Annotated in this window: 23 protein-coding genes and 1 tRNA gene; 11 read left to right on the top strand and 13 right to left on the bottom strand. The window is 59.4% G+C overall.

The window, feature by feature from the left end:
• Positions 1–12: 12 nt before the first annotated feature.
• The 3 genes from pyrB to ACY8FN_RS02320 form a co-directional block, all read right to left on the bottom strand.
• Positions 13–933 carry an aspartate carbamoyltransferase gene (gene pyrB, locus ACY8FN_RS02330; RefSeq protein WP_162515517.1) on the bottom strand — a complete coding sequence of 307 codons (921 nt, stop codon included), beginning with the start codon at positions 931–933 and terminating at the stop codon, positions 13–15.
• Positions 914–1108 carry a hypothetical protein gene (locus ACY8FN_RS02325; RefSeq protein ID WP_139730017.1) on the bottom strand — a complete coding sequence of 65 codons (195 nt, stop codon included), beginning with the start codon at positions 1106–1108 and terminating at the stop codon, positions 914–916. The genes pyrB and ACY8FN_RS02325 overlap by 20 nt, the downstream gene beginning before the upstream one ends.
• 98 nt (positions 1109–1206) lie before the next feature.
• On the bottom strand, positions 1207–1749 hold the full coding sequence (locus ACY8FN_RS02320) for a hypothetical protein (RefSeq protein ID WP_463099125.1): 543 nt from the start codon (positions 1747–1749) through the stop codon (positions 1207–1209).
• Between the two features lie 201 nt (positions 1750–1950).
• Here ACY8FN_RS02320 and ACY8FN_RS02315 point away from each other — a divergent pair.
• Together ACY8FN_RS02315 and ACY8FN_RS02310 are read left to right on the top strand one after the other, a co-directional pair.
• Positions 1951–2027 (top strand) — tRNA-Trp (locus ACY8FN_RS02315).
• Positions 2028–2350: 323 nt separating this feature from the next.
• Positions 2351–4243 (top strand): methyl-accepting chemotaxis protein, encoded by a 1893-nt coding sequence (locus ACY8FN_RS02310; protein WP_463099124.1) that lies wholly within the window; start codon positions 2351–2353, stop codon positions 4241–4243.
• Positions 4244–4309: 66 nt separating this feature from the next.
• Here the strand turns inward: ACY8FN_RS02310 and ACY8FN_RS02305 are convergent, their stop codons facing one another.
• The 6 genes from ACY8FN_RS02305 to ACY8FN_RS02280 form a co-directional block, all read right to left on the bottom strand.
• Positions 4310–4774: a gamma-glutamylcyclotransferase family protein gene (locus ACY8FN_RS02305; RefSeq protein WP_463099123.1), complete on the bottom strand. Its 465-nt coding sequence runs from the start codon at positions 4772–4774 to the stop codon at positions 4310–4312.
• The gene (pcp, locus tag ACY8FN_RS02300; RefSeq protein ID WP_274518919.1) at positions 4771–5418 is read right to left on the bottom strand and encodes a pyroglutamyl-peptidase I; all 648 of its coding nucleotides are present in this window, start codon (positions 5416–5418) and stop codon (positions 4771–4773) included. The genes ACY8FN_RS02305 and pcp overlap by 4 nt, the downstream gene beginning before the upstream one ends.
• A gap of 14 nt (positions 5419–5432) precedes the next feature.
• A complete protein-coding gene (locus ACY8FN_RS02295; RefSeq protein ID WP_463099122.1) occupies positions 5433–6356 on the bottom strand; it encodes a DUF979 domain-containing protein in 924 nt (307 codons plus the stop codon).
• Entirely contained in the window at positions 6356–7060 is a 705-nt protein-coding gene (locus ACY8FN_RS02290) for a DUF969 domain-containing protein (protein ID WP_240037905.1), read from the bottom strand. The genes ACY8FN_RS02295 and ACY8FN_RS02290 overlap by 1 nt, the downstream gene beginning before the upstream one ends.
• A gap of 472 nt (positions 7061–7532) precedes the next feature.
• Positions 7533–8045 carry a lipocalin family protein gene (locus ACY8FN_RS02285; RefSeq protein ID WP_463099121.1) on the bottom strand — a complete coding sequence of 171 codons (513 nt, stop codon included), beginning with the start codon at positions 8043–8045 and terminating at the stop codon, positions 7533–7535.
• A 17-nt stretch (positions 8046–8062) separates the two neighbouring features.
• Positions 8063–8965 carry an AraC family transcriptional regulator gene (locus ACY8FN_RS02280; protein ID WP_463099120.1) on the bottom strand — a complete coding sequence of 301 codons (903 nt, stop codon included), beginning with the start codon at positions 8963–8965 and terminating at the stop codon, positions 8063–8065.
• A 157-nt stretch (positions 8966–9122) separates the two neighbouring features.
• Here ACY8FN_RS02280 and yqhD point away from each other — a divergent pair, with 157 nt between their 5' ends.
• The 3 genes from yqhD to pntB all read left to right on the top strand — a co-directional run bounded on the left by yqhD (position 9123) and on the right by pntB (position 13814).
• Positions 9123–10286 carry an alcohol dehydrogenase gene (gene yqhD, locus ACY8FN_RS02275; protein WP_463099119.1) on the top strand — a complete coding sequence of 388 codons (1164 nt, stop codon included), beginning with the start codon at positions 9123–9125 and terminating at the stop codon, positions 10284–10286.
• Between the two features lie 508 nt (positions 10287–10794).
• Positions 10795–12318, top strand: a complete 1524-nt coding sequence (gene pntA / locus ACY8FN_RS02270; protein ID WP_463099118.1) for a Re/Si-specific NAD(P)(+) transhydrogenase subunit alpha — start codon at positions 10795–10797, stop codon at positions 12316–12318.
• Between the two features lie 11 nt (positions 12319–12329).
• The gene (pntB, locus tag ACY8FN_RS02265) at positions 12330–13814 is read left to right on the top strand and encodes a Re/Si-specific NAD(P)(+) transhydrogenase subunit beta (RefSeq protein ID WP_101319087.1); all 1485 of its coding nucleotides are present in this window, start codon (positions 12330–12332) and stop codon (positions 13812–13814) included.
• A 329-nt stretch (positions 13815–14143) separates the two neighbouring features.
• On the opposite strand, the gene nfuA is transcribed toward pntB, so the two are convergent.
• On the bottom strand, positions 14144–14722 hold the full coding sequence (gene nfuA, locus ACY8FN_RS02260) for a Fe-S biogenesis protein NfuA (RefSeq protein WP_042019334.1): 579 nt from the start codon (positions 14720–14722) through the stop codon (positions 14144–14146).
• A gap of 81 nt (positions 14723–14803) precedes the next feature.
• Positions 14804–15532 (bottom strand): ComF family protein, encoded by a 729-nt coding sequence (locus ACY8FN_RS02255; RefSeq protein ID WP_463099117.1) that lies wholly within the window; start codon positions 15530–15532, stop codon positions 14804–14806.
• A 38-nt stretch (positions 15533–15570) separates the two neighbouring features.
• On the opposite strand from ACY8FN_RS02255, the gene bioH reads away from it, so the two are divergent.
• The 4 genes from bioH (at position 15571) to ACY8FN_RS02235 (ending at position 17777) form a co-directional block, all read left to right on the top strand.
• Positions 15571–16335, top strand: coding sequence for a pimeloyl-ACP methyl ester esterase BioH (gene bioH / locus ACY8FN_RS02250; RefSeq protein WP_463099116.1), 765 nt, complete (start codon positions 15571–15573; stop codon positions 16333–16335).
• A 71-nt stretch (positions 16336–16406) separates the two neighbouring features.
• Positions 16407–16640 (top strand): flagellar hook protein FlgE, encoded by a 234-nt coding sequence (locus ACY8FN_RS02245; protein ID WP_042019342.1) that lies wholly within the window; start codon positions 16407–16409, stop codon positions 16638–16640.
• A gap of 1 nt (position 16641) precedes the next feature.
• On the top strand, positions 16642–17412 hold the full coding sequence (locus tag ACY8FN_RS02240; protein WP_139718879.1) for a putative metalloprotease CJM1_0395 family protein: 771 nt from the start codon (positions 16642–16644) through the stop codon (positions 17410–17412).
• A gap of 86 nt (positions 17413–17498) precedes the next feature.
• Positions 17499–17777 (top strand): hypothetical protein, encoded by a 279-nt coding sequence (locus ACY8FN_RS02235; protein WP_068978207.1) that lies wholly within the window; start codon positions 17499–17501, stop codon positions 17775–17777.
• A 55-nt stretch (positions 17778–17832) separates the two neighbouring features.
• Here ACY8FN_RS02235 and ACY8FN_RS02230 read toward each other — a convergent pair whose 3' ends face one another.
• Positions 17833–20145, bottom strand: a complete 2313-nt coding sequence (locus tag ACY8FN_RS02230; RefSeq protein WP_463099115.1) for a Tex family protein — start codon at positions 20143–20145, stop codon at positions 17833–17835.
• A gap of 265 nt (positions 20146–20410) precedes the next feature.
• Positions 20411–20884, bottom strand: a complete 474-nt coding sequence (gene greB, locus ACY8FN_RS02225) for a transcription elongation factor GreB (protein WP_068978209.1) — start codon at positions 20882–20884, stop codon at positions 20411–20413.
• 247 nt (positions 20885–21131) lie between these two features.
• On the opposite strand from greB, the gene ompR reads away from it, so the two are divergent.
• Positions 21132–21854 (top strand): osmolarity response regulator transcription factor OmpR, encoded by a 723-nt coding sequence (gene ompR / locus ACY8FN_RS02220; RefSeq protein ID WP_042019348.1) that lies wholly within the window; start codon positions 21132–21134, stop codon positions 21852–21854.
• Positions 21851–23161, top strand: coding sequence for a two-component system sensor histidine kinase EnvZ (envZ, locus tag ACY8FN_RS02215; RefSeq protein ID WP_162517331.1), 1311 nt, complete (start codon positions 21851–21853; stop codon positions 23159–23161). Before ompR ends, envZ begins: the two co-directional genes overlap by 4 nt.
• The last annotated feature ends 40 nt before the right edge of the window (positions 23162–23201 follow it).

The raw sequence follows: 23201 nt of genomic DNA, 5'->3' as shown, positions 1-23201 counted from the left end.
ATTCCCCTAAGCTCAGACAGTTTCGTTCAGTACCAGTGCCAGCAGCGCCTGGCGTGCATAGACCCCGTTCTCCGCCTGCTGGAAGTAGCAAGCGTGGGGGGTCTTGTCGACCGCCACATCGATCTCGTCGACGCGGGGCAGGGGATGCAGGATCTTCATGGTGGGCTTGGCCCCTTCCAGAGTGGCCAGCTCCAGCACGAACTTGGCGGCCATGTGCTTGTATTCGGTCTCGTCGAAGCGCTCTTTCTGGACGCGGGTCATGTAGAGGATGTCCAGCTCCGGCATCACCTCCTCCATGGTCTGGTGGACGCTGAACGGGATGCCCTTCTCTTCCAGCTCTTCGCAGATGTAGTCCGGCATCGCCAGCGCTTCCGGGGAGATGAAGAAGAAGCGGCAGTTGAACAGGCTGAGGGCCTGAGCCAGCGAGTGCACGGTGCGGCCATATTTCAGGTCACCGACGAAGGCGACGTTGAGGTTGTCCAGACGACCCTGGGTCTCATGGATGGTGAACAGGTCGAGCAGAGTCTGGCTCGGATGCTGGTTGGAGCCGTCACCGCCGTTGATCACCGGCACGCGGGAGAACTCGGAGGCTAGACGGGCCGCGCCCTCTTGCGGATGGCGCATCACCACCGCATCCGAGTAGGAGCCGATGATCTTGATGGAGTCAGCCAGCGTCTCGCCTTTCTTGGCACTGGTGTTGCCACCGTCGGCGAAGCCGATGATGTTGCCGCCGAGGCGCTGTACCGCGGTCTCGAACGAGAGGCGGGTGCGGGTGGAGGCTTCGAAGAAGCAGCTGGCAACCAGCTTGTCTTTCAACAGGCGGGTGTCAGGTTCAGCCTTCAACCGTTGTGCGGTTGAGACTACCAGTTCCATTTCTGACCGGGTCAGGTCCGAAATGGAGATGACATGTTTCTTATAGAGTGGATTGGTCATCGTCTGCATTCCCTTTGACATCATTGGAGGTTTTTCGGGCACAAAAAAAAGCCCCTGAAACAGGGGCTTTTTTTAAAAATAACTGGGGATCTTTGGGGTGGGAACTGGAAACAACGGGGCCGCTCTGGTGCGCACCACCCGTCTGCAAGGCTGTTTTCTGAATCAAAAACTGCATCGTCTCGTCCCGACCTTTTTTAAACCGGACAGATTATAGGGCTGCTTTTTTAATTGTCAAAATTTTATTTCTGATGCCAATTTCAGCATGAAAAACGTTTAAGTGGCGGGAACAGGACGGCAAATCCACACCATGTGCGTCTCTTGCAGCGATTCCCCATCGCGGGCCATGGCGCGCAAATAACCGAGTCTGTGGTGCCCTTCCAGCAGGCAGTAGGGTTGCGGCAGTGGTTGCCCGTTCGGGTAACTGCTCCCATCGGCTGGCGCCAGCACGATGACAGGTTCGGGCCAGCTGCCTTCGCTCAGCATCTTCTCCCCGAGCCAGGAGCGGCGCACATAGCGGTTGCTGCGCAGCATCTCGCCCCAGCGCTCGATCACCTCCATATGGCGGGAGCCCACCTGATCCACCAGTTGCGCGGTGGGCCAGCTTTCGCAGCTGAACTGATGGCTGGCGAGATCGATAAAGCTCCAGTTGGACTCAAAACCGCGCCAATGACGGTAAATCCACTGAGAGAGCACATTTTCCGGAATAAAGGGCACCAGCGGCGCGACCCGTTCAAGATAGGTGGGCAGGGACTCTGTCTTGCGCTCATCCCTGAAGTTGAGGGGCGCCAGTTGTTGGAGCAATCGGTAATTGAGCATAAGTGGCCTCCTGGTACCTGATTTCACCCTACCCCCATTTATGTCCCATTCCTACCCCGGTAGGGCTGCAAATACAGCAAGTTATCCTGGTTTGCTGCACAAATAGCCGCAGCCTGTTCGGGAATTGTTCAATCACACTAAAAGAGTAAAAAAAGCCTTTACCTTTGACCCTCACTTTGTATAATTCGCCTCGTTTGTTGCAGGGGCGTAGTTCCAATTGGTAGAACAGCGGTCTCCAAAACCGATGGTTGCGGGTTCGAGTCCTGCCGCCCCTGCCATTTTTAGAAAGGCCAGCTCATTGAGCTGGCCTTTCGCATTTCTGGCATTTCCCTCCTGCGTTGTTGCCCCTCTTTGTTATTGATCATTTTCCCTGGCCCCAGTGGTGCGCGGGTGTATTGCCTTTGCCCTTCGATCTGATTACTCCGGCACTGATTCGGCACTGAATAGCATGGAATAGTGATCTCCCTACAGCTAGTAGCGGTTCCTGTTGTTGATAGATGTAAAAATATACAGATTCACTAAAGTCTGTTCATATTGCGGCCGATAGCCTTCAATACATCAGGGTTTTCCCTGCCTGACACAACAACAAGGATTCGTCGTCATGACCCTCTCTCTGCGCGGCAAGCTGCTGGCCACCAGTCTTGGCGTGGTGCTGCTGATGGCATCACTGCTCGGCATCGTTGCCTTTCACACCCTCAAATCCCGCACCATGAGCGCCATCCAGAGCGAGGCGGTCAACTATGGTCATGCTTACTCGGTGGCAATCGGCGACTGGATGGCGGATCGCAAGAACACGGTCCACGCGCTGGTCAACCTGATCAGCGACAATCCGCAAGCCGAGCTGGTGCCACACCTGAAGCAGGCCTACACCTCCGGCAGCTTTGGTCTTACCTATTTTGGTTCCGCCCAGGGGGTGATGACCCGGCAGGACCCTTCCCTCAACACCGGCAACTATGACCCGCGGGAACGCCCCTGGTATCAGGATGCGGTGAAGGCGGGTCAGCTGATCGTCACCGCCCCCTATGTCAGCGTTACCATGCAGAAGCTGGTGGTCACCCTCTCCGAGCCGGTGCGCCATCAGGGCGAGCTGGTCGGTGCTGTGGGGGCCAATCTGGCGCTCGACAAACTGATCGACGAAGTATTGGCGATGCAGGTGCAGGGTGAGGGCTACGCCATGCTGCTCGACAGCAGCGGCCTCATCGTCGGCCATCCGCAGAAGGATCTGGCGCTCAAGCCCATCGCCGAGCTGGCACCGGGACTCTCTGCCGCCACCTTCCAGCAGTGGGGCCGCGAGAACAGCGAGCTGCACGCCGCTACCATCGACGGGCGGGATGTGCTGCTGGCGGTACAACCGGTAGCGGGCACCGACTGGCTGCTGGCCATGGTGATGTATCGCGATGTGCTGGAGGCGCCGCTCAGCAACCTGCTGTGGCAGCTGGTGGGGCTGACGCTGGTGCTGATGCTGGTGTTCAGCGCCCTGCTCACCGCCACCTTCAAATATCTGTTCGCCGATCTCGGTCGGGTGGCGCATGCCCTGCATGACATCGCCCACGGCGAGGGGGATCTCACCGTTCACATCAATACCCACAGCAAGGATGAGGTGGGTCAGCTGGCCCAGAACTTCAACCAGTTCGTGGCGCGGCTGCACGGCATCGTCAGCCGGTTGCGGGATGTGACCGTCGAACTGGCGGCCCAGTCCCGTGCCCAGGCAGCCGGGGCGCATGCCCGCAGTCAGCGGGTGCGTCAGCAGCAGGACGAGATCGTGATGGTGGCGACCGCGGTGACCGAGATGGCCTCCGCCACCCAGGAGATCGCCGGCAACGCCGAGTTTGCCGCCACCACCGCCACCGATGCGGTCGCACTGGCGGTCGCCGGTCAATCCCAGGTTGGCCAGAGTCAGCGCAGCATTACCGGTCTGGCGGACGAAGTGGCCGATGCCAGTCAGGTGATCAACGAGCTCGACAGCCATGCCCAGAAGATCAGCGGCATTCTGGCCACCATCAGCGGCATCGCCGAGCAGACCAACCTGCTGGCGCTCAACGCTGCCATCGAGGCGGCCCGGGCCGGTGAGCAGGGCCGTGGTTTTGCGGTGGTGGCGGACGAGGTGCGGGTGCTGTCGCGCCGCACTCACGACTCCACCGACGAGATCCAGCAGATGATCGAGACCCTGCAGCAGACGACCCGTCGCGCCGTGGGCGGTATGGAGACCAGCCGTCAGCTGGCGGGTACCAGCGTGGAGGATGCGGAAGCCGCCAACCAGAGCCTTGGCCGGATCAACGAGGCGATCGGTTCCATCAGCGACATGGCGACCCAGATTGCGGCGGCGGCGGAGGAGCAGACCTCGGTGACCGGCGAGATCAGCCGCAATACCGAGAATATCCGCCACGTCTCGCAAGAGCTGGCCGAACAGGCGGGCAATGAGGCGGCGCAGGCGGCCGAACTCAAGTCGCTGACCGAGCGACTGGAGCAGGAGATCGGCCGCTTCCGGCTCTGATCCTCAGCCACTCCCGCAACAGAAAGGGCAGCCCGCGGGCTGCCCTTTGTTTATTGCCGGTGGCCGTCAGGCGGCGCTCTCCAGCTGCGCCAGATGGAAGGCGCGCCAGTTGCCGTCGGGCAGGTAGTGTTTGCCCTGCAGCCACTGGGGATCGTGCTGCACCACGTAGCGGTAGTGGTAGGCCAGCTGCTGGCCGATATAGCGCCCTTGCTGCGGGTCGAAGATCTCCACCTCGACCAGTTGGCGCAGATATTCGCTCTGGGGATCATCCTCGCCGTGGCAGTTCTCCATCTCGTCGAGCGCCGCGATGGCGGCGGGGAAGTCGTCCAGCACAAACAGCTCGCCATAGACCCAGTCATCCCCCTGCAGCAGGGCCGGATAGCCTTTGTGCTGCAGGTGATAGAGGGCGCCGCGCACCCGGGCGCGCCGCGGCGGCTGGCTCACATGAGCGGCCAGATAGCGCCGGTAGTTGAAGAGCCCGTCCATCAGACTGCCGTAGACGAACAGCGGGCGTGGCTGGCCGAGGCTCATGAGATCTCGCCGCCCACGACCTTGAGGTCGCCATCCTGCTGCAGCACCACCGCCTCGATGGCCAGCGCCAGCGCACGGGTGATATCGCTCATGGCGAGGCAGGGCTGGTTCACCTTGTCCGCCACCTGTTCGGTGATGTAGGGGACGTGGATAAAGCCGCCGCGCACCGCCGGGAACTGCTGTTCAATCAGGTAGTGCAGCTGATACATGATGTGGTTGCAGACGAAGGTGCCCGCGGTGTTGGAGACCGCTGCCGGAATGCCGTTCTCCTTGATGCGCTGCACCATCCCCTTGATGGGCAGGCGGGAGAAGTAGGCCGGAGCACCATCGGCCTGAATCACTTCATCGATTGGCTGCTGCTGTTCGTTGTCGGGGATGCGGGCGTCATCGAGGTTGATGGCGACCCGCTCCGGGGTAATGGCGAAGCGGCCGCCCGCCTGACCGACGTTGATCACCACATCCGGCTGGTGCTGGTGCATCAGCTCCGCCAGCAGGGTGGCCGACTTGCCGAATACGGTGGGGATCTGGGCCTTGATCACGGTGGCGTCCAGAATGGTGTCGGGCAGGCGCTTCACCGCCTCCCACGCCGGGTTGATGGGCTCGCCGCCGAAGGGGTCAAAACCGGTAATCAGAACTTTCATCATGGTCTCCCGAATTCTCAAAATGCCCAGTAGTACATGAGGGCGATATGGATCAGCACCAGGGTCAGTGCCATCGGCACCTGCACCTTGATCACCTTGTTGAGATCTTTCATCTCCAGCAGGGCGGCGGGCAGGGCGTTGAAGTTGGCGGCCATGGGGGTCATCAGGGTGCCGCAGAAACCGGCAGTCATGGCCAGCGCACCGGCGATCACCGGATCACCCCCTTGCGCGACCACGAAGGGAATGCCGATCCCGGCGGTGATGACGGTGAAGGCGGCGTAGGCGTTGCCCATGATCATGGTGAAGACCATCATCCCGAGGCAGTAGGCCACTACCCCGATGAAGGGGCTGCCCATAGGTACCACGGTAGAGATCCCCTGCGAGATAACGTCACCGACCCCGGACTTGTTGAAGATCACTCCGAGGGCCGCCAGCAATTGCGGCAGGATGCCGGTGATGCCCACTTGCTGGATCATCCGGTCGGAGTCACCCACCACGGTGGAGGGGGTGGCGCGAGTCAGCAGTACCGTGATGACGAAGGCAATCACCGCCGCCAGGCCGATACCGACCTGACCGCCAAGGGGCGTGAACTGGGCGATCACCACCGCCAGCAGCGCCAGCAGCACGCAGGGCAGGAAGATCCGGTTGCCGATGCGGTTGGCGTGGGTTTGGGACTCTTCCTCGCTCGCTTGCTCCAGCTTGCCGATCTTCATCTGCTTGAGCAGGGTGATGACCCCCATGGCGAGGATCAGTATCCCGTTGATCATGCTGGGGATATAGCTGCCGAAGGCGAACAGCACCCCGAGGATGGTCCAGAACAGCGCGGTGCCGACTCGAGCCGGATGGTTGCCATCACGCAGGACGCGCCAGGCGCTGCTAAAGAGGATGACGCCGATCAGCACATAGAAGAATTCGAGCATATTGGGAATGAGGGTAGCCATTACTGTTGACCTCCCTTGCTGTTGCTCACGGCATATTTTTTGGCCATCTGACGGTCGTACCACATATTGGAGGCGGCGACCATAAACAGGGTGATGATGGCAATTGGCATGGAGGCCTTGGCAATATCGACGGCGGAGACGTTATATCCCAGCGAGTCGAAAGTGCCGACAATCAGCAATACCCCGGCGGAGGCGACGAAGGTATTTTGGGCAAAGAAGTTGCCGTAGTTTTCGGTGGCCGAAACCCGCGCCTTGATATATTCCTCGTCCTCTTCGCTTAATTTGCCGTGCACCTTGCTGGCGGCTGCCTGGGTCATAGGGTTAACCAGCGGACGAATAAACTGGGTGTGACCCTGCACTCGCACCGAGAAGAGACCGGCCAGCTCGCGGATAAACATATAGAGGGTCATGAACTTGCCCGGGGTGAGCTTTTTGATCCGCTCGATCAGGGTTACCGCCTGCTGCTTGAGGCCGTAGCGTTCGCAGATGCCGATCATCGGCAGGGTCAGCAGAAACAGCGTCACCATGCGGTTGGAGATAAAGGCTTCACCCAGCAGGGAGAGGCATTCAGTAAAGGAGAGGCCGGAGACCAGGGCGGTCGTGACGGCGGCGACCAGCACGACGGCCAGGGTATCGAGCCTGAAGTAAAAACCCAGCAAGATAATGAGTATGCCGCTCAGTTTAATCCATTCCAAATTGACCACCTCTCTCTATATTTGAATATTTATGTGTATTTTTTAAGTTGTTAGCTATTTATCATCGAACGAAAGTGATGGCAACAATAAATCATTAAAATCGGAGCCGTTTGGATTCTTATTTATCTGCTTGGTGGTTTGTTGTGCAGATTTAAAGGGTGAGGAGAATATAAAAGGCTCATGTTAGACCCTTTCTGCAACACCATTTGGCGGTGCGGGGAATATATTTTGGCTGGCTGTGAAAATAGTGGCTATGCCGATATCTGGTGTTGCCTTTTTATTTTCATCAATAGATATCTGTTAATAATCTGGCGATATGTTGGTGTGCTGTCATATAGAAGTTGTGAATCTGGTGATGAATCGGTGCGCGCTATCGCCATTAATCTGAGCGGGCCGAAGGGGGCGGTTTGCAGCAAGGATGGGGAAAAATCGGGGGCGGCGTTGAAAAAAGCGGGGAGCCAGCAGGGCTCCCCGTTCGGCTTCACGGGGTCTGCTTGACCCAAATCAGTTGGTCGGTGGCAAAGCCCAGCGCTTTGGCTTTGGCTACCAGCGCATCCACCTTCGCTTTGGGCGGATTGGGTGAGCGGGAGAGGATCCAGAGGTAGTCGTGGTTGTAGCTGGTCACCAGCGAGAGCTGGTAGTCAGGGCCGAGGTCGATGACGTTGTAGCCGCCGTAGAAGGGGCCGAAGAAGCTCACCTTGAGCCGCGCCTCGTCCGGGTTGCCGACGAAGTAGGCCTTGCCCTCCGCTTCGCGCCAGCTGCCATCGCTCTGCTTGCCGCGGTTGAGCACCTTGACGCCGCCATCGTCGCGCAGGCTGTAGGTGGCACTCACCTGCTCCAGCCCCCGCTCGAAGCTGTGGTCGAGGCGGGCAATTTCGTACCAGGTGCCGAGATAGCGATCGAGCTGGAAGCCGGTGACGGGGCGGATGCCGTCGGCAATCCCGGTACAGGCCGTCAGTAGCAAAACGGTGAACAGGCAAAGCAGTGAACGCATGGGTAATCCCTCTCTTGTTATCCCTCGATGATGCGCAGCTGGCCATCCCGGAAGCGGGAGGCCTGATCCGTCGGCGTGCTGCCGAAGAAGCGCTTGTACTCCCGGCTGAACTGGGAGTTGCTCTCGTAACCGACTCTGGCCGCCGCGGTGCCCGCCTTGATGCCGTCGTGCAGCATCATCATTCGCGCCTTGTGCAGCCTAAACGACTTGATGTACTGCAGTGGCGAGGTGGCGGTGACCGCCTTGAAGTGGTGGTGAAAGGCGGAGACGCTCATGTTCACCTCTCGCGCCAGCTCCTCCATGGTGAGGTTGTCGGCATAACGGGACTCTATCATACGCAGCACCCGGGCGATCTGGCCCACATGGTTGTGGCGATTGGCGAGCGCCTGCAAGGCGGGGCCACCCCCCTCGGTGAGGGCGTGAAAAAGCATTTCCCGCACCGTCTGCGGCCCCAGCACCTTGGCGTGCAGCGGGTTGTCCATCAGATCGATCAGCCGCTCGGCGGCGCAAAACATCGCCTCCGACAGGGGCACCGAGAGGACGCCGCTCTTCTGCGGGGCGGGAGCGGGCAGGGCGTCTCCCAGCTCCAGCAGCAGCTCTTGCAGGGTGACCATGTTGATCTCGATGGTAAAACCGATAAGCGGCTGCTCGGGGGAGGCAAAGCACTCGCACTCGCAGGGCAGTGGCAGGGTCATCAGCAGGTAGTGATTGGGGTCGTAGCGAAACACCTGATCCGCCAGATAACCCACCTTGTGCCCCTGCAGGATCACTATCATCCGTGGCTGGTAGAGCACCGGGGTTCGGCCGTGGTACTCGGTGGTATAGATGAAATTCACCTGCTCCACCGGGGAGGGGGTGATGCCGGGGACGGTGACGTGGCGGGTCACTCTGGCGGCGAGGTCGCTGTAACGGTTTTGCATGAGCGCTCTTTGATTCGACTGTTCCGGTTTTCGCTGCTTTGTAGAAATAGGCAAGAATCAAGCAGGATGTTGTCTTGATGGTAGGGTGGTTCTGGAGAAAAATGCAATCACGATTTCGCGGCCTGGCCGCCCTGACTATCAGAAGAAGGCAATGTCGATGAACAACTTTACGCTCCATACCCCGACCAAAATCCTGTTTGGCCAAGGGCAGATCGCCCAGTTGCGCGAGCAGCTCCCCAGCGACGCCCGCGTCATGATCACCTACGGCGGCGGCAGCGTGGTACGCAGCGGCCTGCTGGAGCAGATCCGCAGTGAACTGGCTGGCATGACCCTGTTTGAATTTGGCGGCATCGAACCCAACCCGGCCTACGAGACCCTGATGGGCGCCGTTGAGCTGGCCCGTGCCGAGCGGGTCGACTTCCTGCTCGCCGTCGGTGGTGGCTCAGTGCTCGATGGCACCAAGTTTATCGCCGCTGCCGCGCACTACGATCTGGCCAAGGAGCCCTGGCACATTCTCGAGACCGTCGGCAGCGAAGTGCGCTCCGCCATTGCGCTGGGTTCAGTGCTGACCCTGCCGGCGACCGGTTCCGAAATGAACATGGGGGCAGTCATCACCCGTCGCAGCAGTGGCGACAAGGTGCACTTCTTCTCGCCGTTCGTGATGCCGCGCTTTGCTGTGCTGGATCCGGTGCTCACCTACACCCTGCCCGAGCGTCAGGTGGCGAACGGGGTGGTGGATGCTTTCGTTCATACCGTGGAGCAGTACCTCACCTATCCGGTCAACGCCAAGGTGCAGGATCGCTTCGCCGAAGGCTTGTTGCTGACCCTGATCGAAGAGGGCCCCAAGGCGCTGGCCGAGCCACACAACTACGAGGTGCGCGCCAACATCATGTGGAGCGCCACCATGGCGCTGAACGGCCTGATCGGTGCCGGTGTGCCCCAGGATTGGGCCACCCACATGCTGGGTCACGAGCTGACCGCCCTGCATGGCCTCGACCATGCCCAGACCCTAGCGGCGGTACTGCCCGCCCTGCTGCAGGCCAAGCGCAAACAGAAGCATGCCAAGCTGCTGCAATACGCAGAGCGGGTGTGGGGTCTGCGCAGTGGCAGCGAAGCGGAGCGCATCGACGATGCCATCGCCGCGACCCGCGACTTCTTCGAGCGGATGGGGGTCAAGACCCGCTTGCGTGACTACGGTCTCAACGATCTGGGTATCGATACCCTGATTGGCAAGCTGGGGGAGCACGGCATGACCCGTCTGGGCGAGCACAGTGATATCGATCTGGTGCAGAGTCAGCATATTTATCAAGCGGCCTGGTAAGGGCCGCCAATCGGCGCCACACGGGCGAAACGATTGAATTGTCGGGGCTGTTTCCCGCCATCTGGCGGTGAGATGGTCCCGTTTTTGTTGATAAAATGTTACTTCTGGCCGTTTCGATGCGATTAGTGAGACAAAAGCGAATTTCGTAAGAACAAAAAACGCTAAGATAGAGGGCCGGTAAAACATTTTTTTTGACTGGTTGGATCACTTTTTTCAGCCGTTTTTACTGGTATAAGCCTCTAATTTGGTTTGTTTTTTTTAATCGTAGCCAGGGATGGGCTGAATTCTGTACCAGTGCCGTCAGGACTGCGGTTGTAATAAAACTCCAAAATTTGATACTAATCACCTTCGCGCCTGAAAAGCGGGGGGCCTGACCATGACAGGAGGTTGAGGTAAAGCCTACTGATTTTCATAACAAAGAGCCCTGGACCTGCACTTTGGTCATGTCTTGTTTCATCAGAAGTGAGACACTGGGAAGCGATTGTTTATTAACCATCAGGGAATAGTCATGCAGATTGGAATACCGAGAGAGAGTCTCGCCGGTGAGACCCGGGTCGCAGCGACCCCGGCTACCGTCGAGCAGCTGAAAAAGCTCGGCTTCGAGGTCGCCATCGAGTCCGGCGCAGGCCAGTTGGCCAGCTTCGATGATGCCGCCTTCGAGGCTGCCGGTGCCAGCGTGGTGCCGAGCGTCTGGCAAGCCGACCTTATCTTCAAGGTCAATGCTCCGACCGATGCCGAGATCGCACAAATTAAAGATGGTGCCACTCTGGTGAGCTTCATCTGGCCTGCCCAGAACCCTGAGCTGGTCAAGAAGCTGTCCGAGCGCAACATCAATGTGATGGCGATGGATATGGTGCCGCGGATCTCCCGTGCCCAGTCCCTCGATGCCCTCTCCTCCATGGCCAACATCGGTGGCTATCGCGCCGTGGTGGAAGCTGCGCACCAGTTCGGTCGCTTCTTCACCGGTCAAATCACCGCAGCCGGTAAAGTACCGCCTGCCAAGGTACTGGTGATCGGTGCCGGTGTCGCCGGTCTGGCCGCCATCGGTACTGCCGGTTCCCTCGGCGCCATCGTGCGTGCGTTTGATACCCGTCTGGAAGTGGCCGAGCAGATCGAATCCATGGGTGGGGAGTTCCTCAAGCTGGACTTCGGTGGTGAAGACGGCGCATCCAGCGATGGTTATGCCAAGGTGATGTCCGATGAGTTCATCGCAGCCGAGATGGCGCTGTTTGCCCAGCAGGCCAAAGAGGTGGACATCATCATCACTACCGCCCTGATCCCTGGTCGTCCAGCTCCCAAGCTGATCACCAAGGAGATGGTCGATAGCATGAAGCCGGGTTCCGTCATCGTGGATCTGGCTGCAGCAACCGGCGGCAACTGTGAATACACCAAGCCGACCGAGCTGTTCGTCACCCCCAACGGCGTCAAGGTGATCGGTTACACCGATCTGCCGGGTCGTCTGCCAGCCCAATCCTCCCAGCTCTACGGTACCAACCTGGTCAACCTGATGAAGCTGATGTGCAAGGAGAAGGACGGCAACGTAGCCATCGACTTCGAAGACGTGGTTCAGCGCAACATGACGGTGATCCAGGCCGGTGAAGTGACCTTCCCGCCGCCCGCCATCTCCGTCTCTGCCGCACCGCAGAAACCTGTGGCAGCCCCGATCAAGAAGGCCGAAGCGAAGCAATCCTCCAACAAGAAGTTTGTGTTTGGCGCCCTCGGCATCGCGGCCTTTGGCTGGATCGCCTCGGTGGCACCTGCCGCGTTCCTCTCTCACTTCACCGTATTTATCCTGGCCTGTGTGGTCGGTTACTACGTGGTGTGGAACGTCTCCCACTCCCTGCATACGCCGCTGATGTCGGTCACCAATGCCATCTCCGGCATTATCGTGGTCGGTGCCCTGTTGCAAATTGGTCAGGGTTCTACGCTCGTCACTGCGCTCTCGTTTGTCGCTGTGCTGATTGCCAGTATCAACATCTTTGGTGGCTTTACCGTCACCCAGCGCATGCTGAAGATGTTCCGTAAGGATTAAGGGGGTTTAACGTGTCTCAAGGACTGGTAACAGCATCCTATATCGTTGCCGCCGTGCTCTTCATCCTCAGTCTCGCGGGACTGTCGAAGCAAGAAACGGCCAAGCATGGCAACTTGTTCGGTATCGCGGGTATGGCTATCGCCCTGCTCGCCACCGTATTCAACCCGGAGACCAGTGGCGTGCACTGGATCATCCTGGCCATGGTGATCGGCGGTGCCATCGGCGTGCGTCTGGCACTCAAGGTCGAAATGACCGAGATGCCCGAGCTGGTGGCCGTGCTGCACAGCTTCGTCGGTATGGCGGCAGTGCTGGTGGGCGTCAACAGCTTCATCGATCTGCACCCCTCTGCCCCTGCTGAAGTGGTGGTTTCCGTCGGTTCCAATCTGGATGCGACACTGGCAGCTGCCCGTGCGGCGTTCGAGCAGGCGGCCAGCGTCGCCCAGGTCGAGCACCTTACCGGCGCCATGCTGAACATCCACCTGGTCGAGATCTTCCTGGGCGTCTTCATCGGTGCCGTGACCTTCACCGGTTCCGTAGTGGCCTTTGGCAAACTGCGCGGTCTGATCTCCTCCAAGCCGCTGATGCTGCCGCACCGCCACAAGCTGAACCTGCTGGCGGTAGTCGCCTCTCTGGCGCTGATGGTCTACTTCGTCAACGCAGGCGGTTCTACCTTCGCCCTGCTGGTGATGACCCTGATCGCCTTCGCCTTCGGCTGGCATCTGGTTGCTTCCATCGGTGGCGCCGACATGCCGGTGGTGGTCTCCATGCTCAACTCCTACTCCGGTTGGGCGGCGGCGGCGGCAGGCTTCATGCTCTCCAACGACCTGCTGATTGTGGTAGGTGCGCTGGTAGGTTCCTCCGGTGCCATCCTCTCTTACATCATGTGTAAGGCGATGAACCGCTCCTTTATCTCCGTGATCGCCGGTGGCTTCGGCTCCGATGGTGTGGCCTCCACGGCTGATCAGGAGATGGGCGAATACCGCGAAACCAGCGCCGAGGAAGTGGCTGACCTGCTGAAGAACTCCAGCACAGTCATCATCACCCCGGGCTACGGCATGGCGGTGGCGCAGGCTCAGTATCCGGTGGCTGAAATCACCCAGAAGCTGCGTGATCGCGGCATCAAGGTGCGTTTCGGTATCCATCCGGTTGCCGGTCGTCTGCCCGGCCACATGAACGTGCTGCTGGCGGAAGCGAAAGTCCCGTATGACATCGTGCTGGAAATGGACGAGATCAACGACGACTTCGTCGATACCGATACCGTGCTGGTGATCGGTGCCAACGACACAGTTAACCCGGCTGCGATGGAAGATCCGGGCAGCCCGATCGCCGGCATGCCGGTGCTGGAAGTGTGGAAAGCGCAGAACGTCATCGGCTTCAAGCGCTCCATGAACACTGGCTATGCCGGGGTCCAGAACCCGCTGTTCTTCAAGGAGAACACCCAGATGCTGTTTGGCGATGCCAAGGCCAGTGTCGAGGCGATCCTCAAGGCGCTGTAAGCACCCGTCAGGTTCGCACCTCAAACAGGCTTCGGCCTTGATGCCAGTCAGTTAACGCTGACTGGCATTTTTTATGGGCCCTTGGTTAACTGGTGTGGTGATCTGCCAGCTTCATGGCTTGGTGAGAAGCGTATTCAGGGGGGAACGAATTAGTAGGGGGCTAATATCGAGCACCAGTAGCGCTCATAACGTCGTCTCAGGCGGGCGCAATGGGCATTAAAAAATCCGGCACCAATTGATTGGTGCCGGATTTTTTACAGCAAACAAACGTTGCTCATATGCCCGTTGGCCTCAGCCTCTGGATGGTGGGGCCGAGCAAACGGGGCTGATCAATAGTAGGAGTGGTCGCCGCGTTGATGCTCGGTCGCGTCTTTTACGCCGTTGAGCTCGCCCGGGAATTTTTCCAGCAGCTGCTTCTCGATCCCTTCTTTGAGGGTGTAATCGACCATGGAGCAACCGTTGCAGCCGCCGCCAAACTGCAGAATAGCCAGTTTGTCATCGGTCAGTTCGACCAGGGTGACCTTGCCACCGTGACCGGCCAACATGGGGTTGACCTCGGACATCAGCACATATTCGATACGCTCGATCAGTGGTGCATCATCGGCCACTTTACGCATCTTGGCGTTGGGGGCTTTCAGGGTCAGCTGGGAGCCCATCTGATCGGTGACGAAGTCGATGGTGGCATCGATCAAATAGGGGGCGCTCAAGGTATCGACCATGCAGTCGAAACCGCTGAAGGGCAGGGTTTGATCTTCCGGATCCATTGCATCGGGTGGGCAATAAGATACGCCACACTCGGCATTCTGGGTTCCCGGATTGACCACAAACACCCGGATGTTGGTGCCATCAGGCTGTTTTTCCAGAAGTTTACGGAAATGGGCCTGGGCGGCGTCGGAAATGCTGATCATCACTATCCTCATAAACCTGAGTGTACGACTAGGGTATTCATAATAACGCGGTTATGAATGCTTGGGTAGCCATGGCGATGGCTAGTTGCGGTGCCTGAGCGTGCGGCAAATGGCCCACACTTCTACCGTTGTGATGCCGCTCTCATGGAGCACGCGGGTAAGCTGGCCTGCGGTGGCTCCAGTGGTCACCACATCATCGAGCAGCGCGACGTGGCGGTACTGGTGAGGCTGGATACTGAATGCCCCGCGCAGATTGCGCCGCCGTTGCCCGGCGCTGAGAGTTGTTTGCTGCGGGGTCGCCTTGATGCGCTGCAGCAGGGTGTTGTCGCAGGGGATGCCGGTGAGCTCGCCAAGGGTTTGCGCGATCTCCTCCGCTTGATTGAAACCCCGTCGCCATTTTCGCCACCAGTGCAGGGGAACAGGAACGATCGCCTCCGGCGGATTGCTGCTATCCAGATGATCGGCCAGCAGGCGGGCAAGCAATGGCGCCAGCAGGATCTGGCCAGAATATTTGAGCCGGGGGATCAGCATGGGATAGGGGGTCTGGTAGTCGCCGATCACTTGCAACCGCTCCCAAGGGGGAGGCCTGCGCTGGCAGCGGCCACAGACAGATATGCTCTCTTCTATATAGTCAGCCAGCGGTGCGGCGCAGAGGCGGCATTTGGGTTGGGGCTGGCGCAACGCCTGCTGACACCAGCTGCAGAGCAAGGGCTCGCGGTCGCAAGCTTGATGGCAAAGCAGACAGCTCCCTTGCCAGTCGCCATGGTTGCCGAGCAGCGGGCTTGCTTTAGCGAGCAGTCGCTTTAACATGCTGACCCCAAGAGTATGAACAGGGATCTTGAGTCTAGATGAGCATATCGGTAGAGCAGTTTGGCCAGGGGCCCGATCTGGTGTTGTTGCACGGATGGGGCATGAACGGCGCGGTGTGGCATGGAATTGCCCAACAGTTGGCGGCTCACTATCGGGTTCATCTGGTGGACTTGCCCGGCTTTGGCAACAGCCCGCTGGCAGACGAGGTGGATTACAGCCTGCCCTGGCTTGCCGAGCAGGTGGCCGCGATCTTGCCGGATAAGTGCCATCTGCTTGGCTGGTCCCTCGGTGGCTTGGTGGCAAGCCAGCTGGCGCTGACCCATCCCGAACGGCTGCACTCCCTGATCACCCTGGCCAGCTCCCCCTGTTTCATGGCTCGCGACGAGTGGCCGGGGATTGCCCCCAAGGTGCTGACCGGCTTTAACCAGATGCTGGCGGGGGATTTTCGCCAGACCATAGAGCGTTTTCTGGCGATCCAGGCGATGGGTAGTGAGCATGCCAGGGATGATATCCGCCAGTTGCGCCACTGGCTGGCCGAACGTCCGGCCCCGCAGTTTGCTGCCCTCGACGCCGGGCTGAGACTGCTGGCCGACATTGACCTGCGGCAACCGTTACAAGGTCTGGATCTGCCCTGGTTGCGGATCTATGGCCGACTGGATTCATTGGTACCCAAGGCAGCGATTCCCCTGCTGGACGATCTCTACCCTGCCAGCCACAGCGTGACCCTCAACAAAGCCTCACACGCGCCCTTTATTTCCCACCCTGACAAATTCATTGAAATCGTTAGAGATTTTGTTGGCTAAAAAATAGCCTGCAGGCTTCATAAATCCTCTGGTCTGGCGGATAATTAAGCTGTGACCAGAGGAGTAACATCATGCGTATTGATTCAGCCTTCAACAGTGGGGTACAGGGATTTCAGCGAGCCGAGCAGATTGCCGACAAGGCATCCAATCAGATCGCCCGCCTCAACACCCCCAGCGGGGATCAGGTGCAAGTGACCGATGAGCTCGTCAATCTCAAGGTGGCCGAGCAGCAGGCGGGGGCTTCCGCCAAAGTAGTGCAGACTGCCAGCGATGTGATGGGAACCCTGATCGACATCCGGGTGTGAGATGAACATCAATGTCAGCCTGCCCCCCCTTATCCCTACGCAGCTGCAACCCCAGGTGGAAGCGGCCAGGACGGATAATCGCCGGGCAGAGCTGATCCCGCAGGCCCGTTCGGGTCAAGCATCCAGTGCCGAATCTGAAGTCGGCTCCCAGAAAGAGAAATCCAAAGCCAGTCAGGCGGCCAACAGTAATCCGGCGACCCAAGGTAGCCGTGATGGCAACCAGCCTGCGGTGCAAAACCCCCTGGATTACCGTTTTGTCGAGGCGACCGGCGAAGAGGGGCAGCGCAAGCAGCAAGATCCCAAACAGCAGGAACAGCAACAGCGGCAAGAGCAGCAGGTTCAGGATCTGGTTGATCGGGACAAGGAGGTGCGCACTCACGAGCAGGCTCACCAGTCGGCAGGCGGCGAGCATGCCAGCTCTCCAACCTACCAGTTTACTCAAGGCCCGGATGGCAAGCGTTACGCGACTGGCGGTGAAGTTCAGATCGATACCAGTGCCGTGCCCGGTGACCCCGCCGCTACCATCGCCAAGATGCAGCAGATCCGCGCTGCGGCGCTGGCGCCTGCCGAGCCCTCCGCTCAAGACCTGTCGGTCGCGCGCAGTGCCGCTGCGAGTGAAGCCAAGGCGCGCAAAGAGTTGATGGCCGAGCAGAGCGCGAAATCGGGTGGCGTGTTGAGTGCCTATATGGACAAGCGCAACAGCGTCATCGCGGGCCACTATCAACAGGCCGTCAGTCCGGCCGCTACCAAGTCCCTCAGCCTGCATATCTGAGTCTGTCTCGCCAAACTTTCATCGAGTGGTAAGTGTTTTGCAACTAACCTGAAGATCAGGCCCATCACTATTTCACAGGAGCTGTCATGCATTTCGATGAAGTCAAAGCGGAAGATTTCACCACCTTCTCCCGTGTGCCGCCACCTCACCTGCAGATGGAGCAATTTCTGATGCAGCTTGGAGGAGGGGGAACCGAAGGAACCCATTTCAAGAAAAAAGTGATGCTGGCGGCTGGTTGGAGCCACACCGGCGTCGTCTCTTATGGCAAGTATCCGCAGGAGGCCTGCAAGGCATTCAATCGGCTGCGGGGAGTGTTGGCACAGCATGGCGAGCCCGAGAGCATTCTTGCTGCCCTTGCGCAATGAGCCGGATTTTTGCGGTTAAAAAAGCCCCTCGCGGGGCTTTTTCATTGCAGGGGGGTTATTTCCTGGTCTTGGAAAGGGCAGCGGCGAAGGCGTCGCCCATGGCGCCGCCGACGGGTGAGCTTGGGCGCGATTCAGGCTTGGGTCTGTTGTTGGAGGCATCCGACGTGCGCGATTGCGCCGGTTTGCGAGCAGGCTGCCCCGCTTTTTCGTCGAGCCGCATGGTCAGGCTGATCCGCTTGCGCGGGGCATCCACCTCCAGCACCTTGACCCGCACTATGTCGCCCGCCTTGACCACCTCGCGGGGATCCTTGATGAAACGGTCGGTCAGGGATGAGATGTGCACCAGCCCATCCTGATGGACACCGATATCGACGAAGGCGCCGAAGTTGGTGACGTTGGTGACCACCCCTTCCAGCACCATTTCGGGCACCAGGTCGCTGATCTTCTCCACCCCTTCCTTGAAGGTAGCGGTTTTGAACTCGGGACGGGGATCGCGCCCCGGCTTGTCCAGCTCGCCGATGATATCGGTCACTGTGGGTATGCCGAACTGCGCATCTGTGTAGTCGGCAGGCTTGAGACTGCGCAGCAAACCGCTATTGCCGAGCAAGCTGTCCACGGTTTGTGCCAGCTTGGCGAGGATCCGCTCCACCACCGGATAGGACTCCGGGTGAACCGCCGAGCTGTCGAGGGGGTTGCTGCCGTCGCGGATCCGCATAAAACCAGCGCACTGCTCGAATGCCTTGGGGCCGAGCCGGCTCACTTTGAGTAACTGCTGACGACTCTTGAAGGCGCCGTGTTCATCCCGATAGGCGACGATGTTCTGGGCGAGAGTCTGGGAGAGGCCGGAAACCCGGTTGAGCAGGGCGACCGAGGCAGTGTTCACATCCACACCGACCGCGTTTACGCAATCTTCGACTACCGCATCCAGTCGGCGGGCCAGCTGGCTCTGGCCGACGTCGTGCTGATACTGGCCGACCCCGATACTTTTGGGGTCGATTTTGACCAGCTCGGCCAGCGGGTCCTGCAGGCGGCGGGCGATAGAGACGGCACCGCGGATCGACACGTCGAGATCCGGGAACTCCTGAGAGGCAAGCTCCGAGGCGGAGTAGACCGAGGCCCCCGCTTCGCTCACCACTATCTTCTGCGCCTTGGCGGCGGGGTAGCGTTCAAACAGATCGCTGACCAGTCGGTCGGTCTCCCGCGAGGCGGTGCCGTTGCCGATGCTGATCAGCTCGACCTTGTGTTTCTGGCACAGCTCGCTCAGGGTCTTGAGGCTCTGATCAATCTGGCGTTTCGGTTCGAACGGATAGATGGTTGCGTGATCGACCAGTTTGCCGGTGGCATCCACCACCGCCACCTTGACCCCGGTGCGGATGCCCGGATCCAGTCCCATGGTACAGCGCATGCCGGCCGGGGCGGCCATCAGCAGATCCTTGAGGTTCATGGCAAACACCTTGATTGCCTCATCCTCTGCCGATTCGCGGATGCGGCCGACCAGTTCGGTCTCCATCTGCAGGGAGAGCTTGATCTTCCATGTCCAGCTAACCACCCCTTGCAGCCACTTGTCGGCCGGGCGATTGTGCAGATTGAGCTTGAGGTGGTGGGCGATGATCCCTTCGCAGGGGCTGGCGCTTGTCTCCTCGCCCGTCACCAGCGCCAGATTGAGGATCCCCTCGTTACGTCCGCGCAGCATGGCCAGTACCCGGTGAGAGGGCGCCTTGTGCAGCGGCTCGTCATGTTCGAAGTAGTCTTTGAATTTGGCCCCTTCCTGCTCCTTGCCGGTCACCACACGGGCCCGCAGGGTGGCGTGCTGCCACAGGTAGTCGCGCAGCTTTTCCAGCAGATCGGCCTGCTCGGCGAAGCGTTCCATCAGGATGTAGCGGGCGCCGTCGAGAGCGGCCTTGCTGTCGTTAATCCCCTGTTCGGCATTGATGAAGCCAATGGCAGCTTGCTCGGGATCCTGCATTGGGTCGGTGAACAGCAGGTTGGCCAGCGGCTCCAGCCCGGCCTCAATGGCCATTTGCCCCTTGGTGCGGCGCTTGGGCTTGTAGGGGAGGTAGAGATCTTCCAGCCGGGTCTTGCTGTCGGCACCGTTCAATTCGCGGGCCAGCTCGGGGGTCAGCTTGCCCTGCTCCTCGATGGAGCGAATGATCACCTTGCGGCGATCTTCCAGTTCACGCAGATAGCCGAGGCGGCTTTCCAGAGTGCGCAGCTGGCTGTCGTCCAGACCGCCGGTCACCTCTTTACGGTAACGGGCGATAAAAGGCACGGTCGAGCCTTCATCCAGCAGGCGCACAGCGGCCTGCACCTGCTCCGGACGAGCATTGAGCTCACCGGCAATCTGATGTTCTATTACGTGGCTTTGCATCGAAGATCTCTTGGTCGGGTCCTGGTCAACGGATTGGCGCGGGGCGATATCGCCGTACAGGGGGTCTGTCCTGGCGGAACTCAAGGTACCACCAGGCCACTGCCGCGCGTGCCGGTTGGCGCCACAAGGCGCCGAGTGTGAGCACTATATGGGGTCGGGCTGCGGGATGCCAGTCCCGACAGAGGGTGCTGTTTCCATCCCGAATCGGCGGCTCGGCTTGTAGGTCGCCCGCCAGCAGGGGAGTGTGCGGTGGCGTGAAGGTGCCTTATTTGGGGTAGCTGATCTCGTTGATATACCAGCAGGCGTCACCAACTGGCGTAGGCACCACGGCCTCATCTCCGACCTCTTTCTTGAGCAGGGCGCGGGCCATAGGGGAGTCGATGGAGATGTAATCCTTGCGCTCGAAGATCTCGTCATAGCCAACGATGCGAAAGCGCTTGGTCTCACCTTCGTCGTTCTCCACCTCGACCCAGGCACCGAAGAACACCTTGCCCTCCTGGGCAGGGGCATAGTCGACGATCCCCAGCTCTTCGAGGCATTTGCGCAGGTAGCGCACCCGCCGGTCGATCTCCCGCAGCCGTTTCTTGTTGTACTGGTAGTCGGCATTTTCGCTGCGATCTCCCAGGCTGGCGGCCCATGCCACCTTCTTGGTGACCTCGGGGCGCTCCTGACGCCACAGAAAATCGAGTTCATCTTTGAGCTTGTTGTAGCCTTCGCGGGTGATCAGCTTTGTCTTCATGGGATCTGTGACCTGGTCAAAGGGGGAGGGGGAGCTAACTGCCCGAGAATATTAGCTTTTGCACTCTTGCTGTCGAGGTAAATCGTGGGGGCTTGGCTGGCTCCATCCTGGGGTGGGCTGGCAAGGGGGCGACTTGATACCCGTCACGCTCTCGGGATGGGTAATAACCGGTAACATATTTATGCTTTGCTCCGGCTATATCCCCCCCTAGTATTGGGGGCAGCGAAAGAATTCAAGAGGCAAAGCAATGAGTCAGCAGCAATACAAGGTCCTGGTGGTGGACGATGACCTGAAATTACGTTCCCTGTTGGAGCGCTATCTCACCGAGCAGGGCTTCGTGGTGCGCGGAGTGGCCAATGGCGAACAGGCTGACCGCTTGCTGACCCGAGAAAACTTCAGTCTGATGGTGCTCGACCTGATGCTGCCGGGAGAGGATGGGCTCTCCATCTGCCGCCGTCTGCGGGAAGCGGGCAACCAGATCCCGGTGCTGATGCTCACCGCCAAGGGGGATGAAGTAGATCGCATCGTCGGGCTTGAGATGGGGGCTGACGACTATCTGCCCAAGCCGTTCAATCCCCGCGAACTGCTGGCGCGGATCCGTGCCGTGTTGCGTCGCCATACCGTCGAGCTGCCGGGGGCCCCCTCTGCTGCAGAGAAGGTGGTCAACTTCGGTGCCTTTCAGCTCAATCTGGCGACCCGCGAGTTAAGCCGGGATGGTGAGCCAATGGCGCTGACCAGTGGCGAGTTTGCGGTGCTGAAAGTGCTGGTTAGCCATCCGCGCGAGCCCCTCTCTCGCGACAAGCTGATGAATCTGGCTCGTGGCCGCGAGTACACCGCCACCGAACGCAGTATTGATGTGCAAGTATCCCGCTTGCGCCGCTTGCTGGAACAAGATCCCACCCAGCCTCGTTATTTGCAGACTGTCTGGGGTTTGGGCTATGTGTTTGTCCCAGACGGTGACAGGACATGAAAAAAATCGGCAGCATGTTTTCGCGCATGCTCTGGTTTCTGGCCGCCGTGCTGGTGGTCTATCAGGCCGTCTCCTACGTCACATTTTACAATTATCTACTGGCCCCGACAGTCAAACAGATCAGTCATCTGCTGGCCAATCAGGTCAAGCTGATCTTGCCGCTCAACAGTGAGCAGTTGGCGTTGAGTGAAGATGCCGAGGCGCTGGTCTATGTGACGACCGGTACCGACATCTATACCCAGAGCGAAGCAATCCAGCATGGATTCAACAATGCCAAGCCTTACCCCTATCTGGAAGAGAATATCAGCCGTGAACTGGGGGGCGACGCCAAGGTACGGGTCGAGATCCAGGATCACTACATCATCTGGATCCAGCCGCCCCAGGCCAGCAAAATCTGGGTGCGGATCCCGCTGACCGAGATTGAAGATGACGATATCGAACCTCTCATCATCTATCTGAGCGTGTTGCTGGTGATCACCCTGTTTGCGGCCTGGCGTTTTGCCCGGCAACTGGTGCGCCCGCTTGAGGATCTCGAGGCGGGTGCGGTTGCGGTGGCCAAAGGACATTTCCCGGATGCGCTGGGTGAACTGGGTTCGCGGGAAGTGCGTCGCCTGACCCGCACCTTCAACCATATGTCGCACTCCATCAAGAGCCTGATCGAAGAGCGTAACCTGATGATGGCCGGGGTATCTCACGATTTGCGTACGCCGCTGACCCGCATTCGGTTAGCGATCGAGATGATGTCGTCCGGTGACGAGTACCTCAAAGAGAGCATTAACTCCGATATCGATGAGTCCAACGCCATTATCGATCAGTTTATCGACTACATCCGTCCGGATGAAGGGCAGGATTTGCTGCCGATCGACCTGACTCAGTTGATCCACGATACCCTGTTGATCCACTCAGAGCAGGGGCTGGAGGTTGACTTGATGTTGCCGCAAGATGCTGTGCTGGTTGCCTGCAATCCGGTCAGTATGCGGCGGGTATTGAGTAACCTTGCCAGCAACTCACTGCGCTATGGGGCGAGCCGTTTGCATGCCGAGTTGAAAGATGATGGGCACTGGGTTCGTTTGCGATTGTCCGATGATGGCCCCGGTATTCCGGAGCAGGACTATTCCCGAGTGCTCAAGCCTTTCACTCAGGGGAATGTGGCGCGCACCGAGGGGGGCAGTGGTCTGGGATTGGCCATCGTGGCCAAGATAGTCGCTCAGCACCACGGCACCATCAGGTTGGGCAATGCTGAACTTGGGGGCTTGCTGGTAGATATACGGTTGCCGAAAAATCAGCCGCAGGAGTGGATGGATTAATGGATTAACAGAAGGGCGTATCGGTGGATACGCCCTTCTG

Source organism: Aeromonas sp. 160P (assembly GCF_055193095.1).
Note: the sequence above shows the minus strand (reverse complement) of the source record. Positions and strands in the feature narration are given on the sequence as shown.

Excerpts from the sequence above, each read along its gene's own strand:
- ACY8FN_RS02230 (WP_463099115.1), bottom strand. The coding sequence starts at position 20,145 with ATGCAAAGCCACGTAATAGAACATCAGATTGCCGGTGAGCTCAATGCT.
- pntA (WP_463099118.1), top strand. The coding sequence starts at position 10,795 with ATGCAGATTGGAATACCGAGAGAGAGTCTCGCCGGTGAGACCCGGGTC.
- bioH (WP_463099116.1), top strand. The coding sequence starts at position 15,571 with ATGAGCATATCGGTAGAGCAGTTTGGCCAGGGGCCCGATCTGGTGTTG.
- yqhD (WP_463099119.1), top strand. The coding sequence starts at position 9,123 with ATGAACAACTTTACGCTCCATACCCCGACCAAAATCCTGTTTGGCCAA.
- pyrB (WP_162515517.1), bottom strand. The coding sequence starts at position 933 with ATGACCAATCCACTCTATAAGAAACATGTCATCTCCATTTCGGACCTG.
- ACY8FN_RS02325 (WP_139730017.1), bottom strand. The coding sequence starts at position 1,108 with ATGCAGTTTTTGATTCAGAAAACAGCCTTGCAGACGGGTGGTGCGCAC.
- ACY8FN_RS02280 (WP_463099120.1), bottom strand. The coding sequence starts at position 8,965 with ATGCAAAACCGTTACAGCGACCTCGCCGCCAGAGTGACCCGCCACGTC.
- envZ (WP_162517331.1), top strand. The coding sequence starts at position 21,851 with ATGAAAAAAATCGGCAGCATGTTTTCGCGCATGCTCTGGTTTCTGGCC.
- ACY8FN_RS02305 (WP_463099123.1), bottom strand. The coding sequence starts at position 4,774 with ATGAGCCTCGGCCAGCCACGCCCGCTGTTCGTCTACGGCAGTCTGATG.
- pcp (WP_274518919.1), bottom strand. The coding sequence starts at position 5,418 with ATGATGAAAGTTCTGATTACCGGTTTTGACCCCTTCGGCGGCGAGCCC.
- ACY8FN_RS02295 (WP_463099122.1), bottom strand. The coding sequence starts at position 6,356 with ATGGCTACCCTCATTCCCAATATGCTCGAATTCTTCTATGTGCTGATC.
- ACY8FN_RS02240 (WP_139718879.1), top strand. The coding sequence starts at position 16,642 with ATGAACATCAATGTCAGCCTGCCCCCCCTTATCCCTACGCAGCTGCAA.
- ACY8FN_RS02320 (WP_463099125.1), bottom strand. The coding sequence starts at position 1,749 with ATGCTCAATTACCGATTGCTCCAACAACTGGCGCCCCTCAACTTCAGG.
- ACY8FN_RS02310 (WP_463099124.1), top strand. The coding sequence starts at position 2,351 with ATGACCCTCTCTCTGCGCGGCAAGCTGCTGGCCACCAGTCTTGGCGTG.
- greB (WP_068978209.1), bottom strand. The coding sequence starts at position 20,884 with ATGAAGACAAAGCTGATCACCCGCGAAGGCTACAACAAGCTCAAAGAT.
- ACY8FN_RS02255 (WP_463099117.1), bottom strand. The coding sequence starts at position 15,532 with ATGTTAAAGCGACTGCTCGCTAAAGCAAGCCCGCTGCTCGGCAACCAT.
- ACY8FN_RS02245 (WP_042019342.1), top strand. The coding sequence starts at position 16,407 with ATGCGTATTGATTCAGCCTTCAACAGTGGGGTACAGGGATTTCAGCGA.
- ACY8FN_RS02285 (WP_463099121.1), bottom strand. The coding sequence starts at position 8,045 with ATGCGTTCACTGCTTTGCCTGTTCACCGTTTTGCTACTGACGGCCTGT.
- nfuA (WP_042019334.1), bottom strand. The coding sequence starts at position 14,722 with ATGATCAGCATTTCCGACGCCGCCCAGGCCCATTTCCGTAAACTTCTG.
- ACY8FN_RS02235 (WP_068978207.1), top strand. The coding sequence starts at position 17,499 with ATGCATTTCGATGAAGTCAAAGCGGAAGATTTCACCACCTTCTCCCGT.
- ompR (WP_042019348.1), top strand. The coding sequence starts at position 21,132 with ATGAGTCAGCAGCAATACAAGGTCCTGGTGGTGGACGATGACCTGAAA.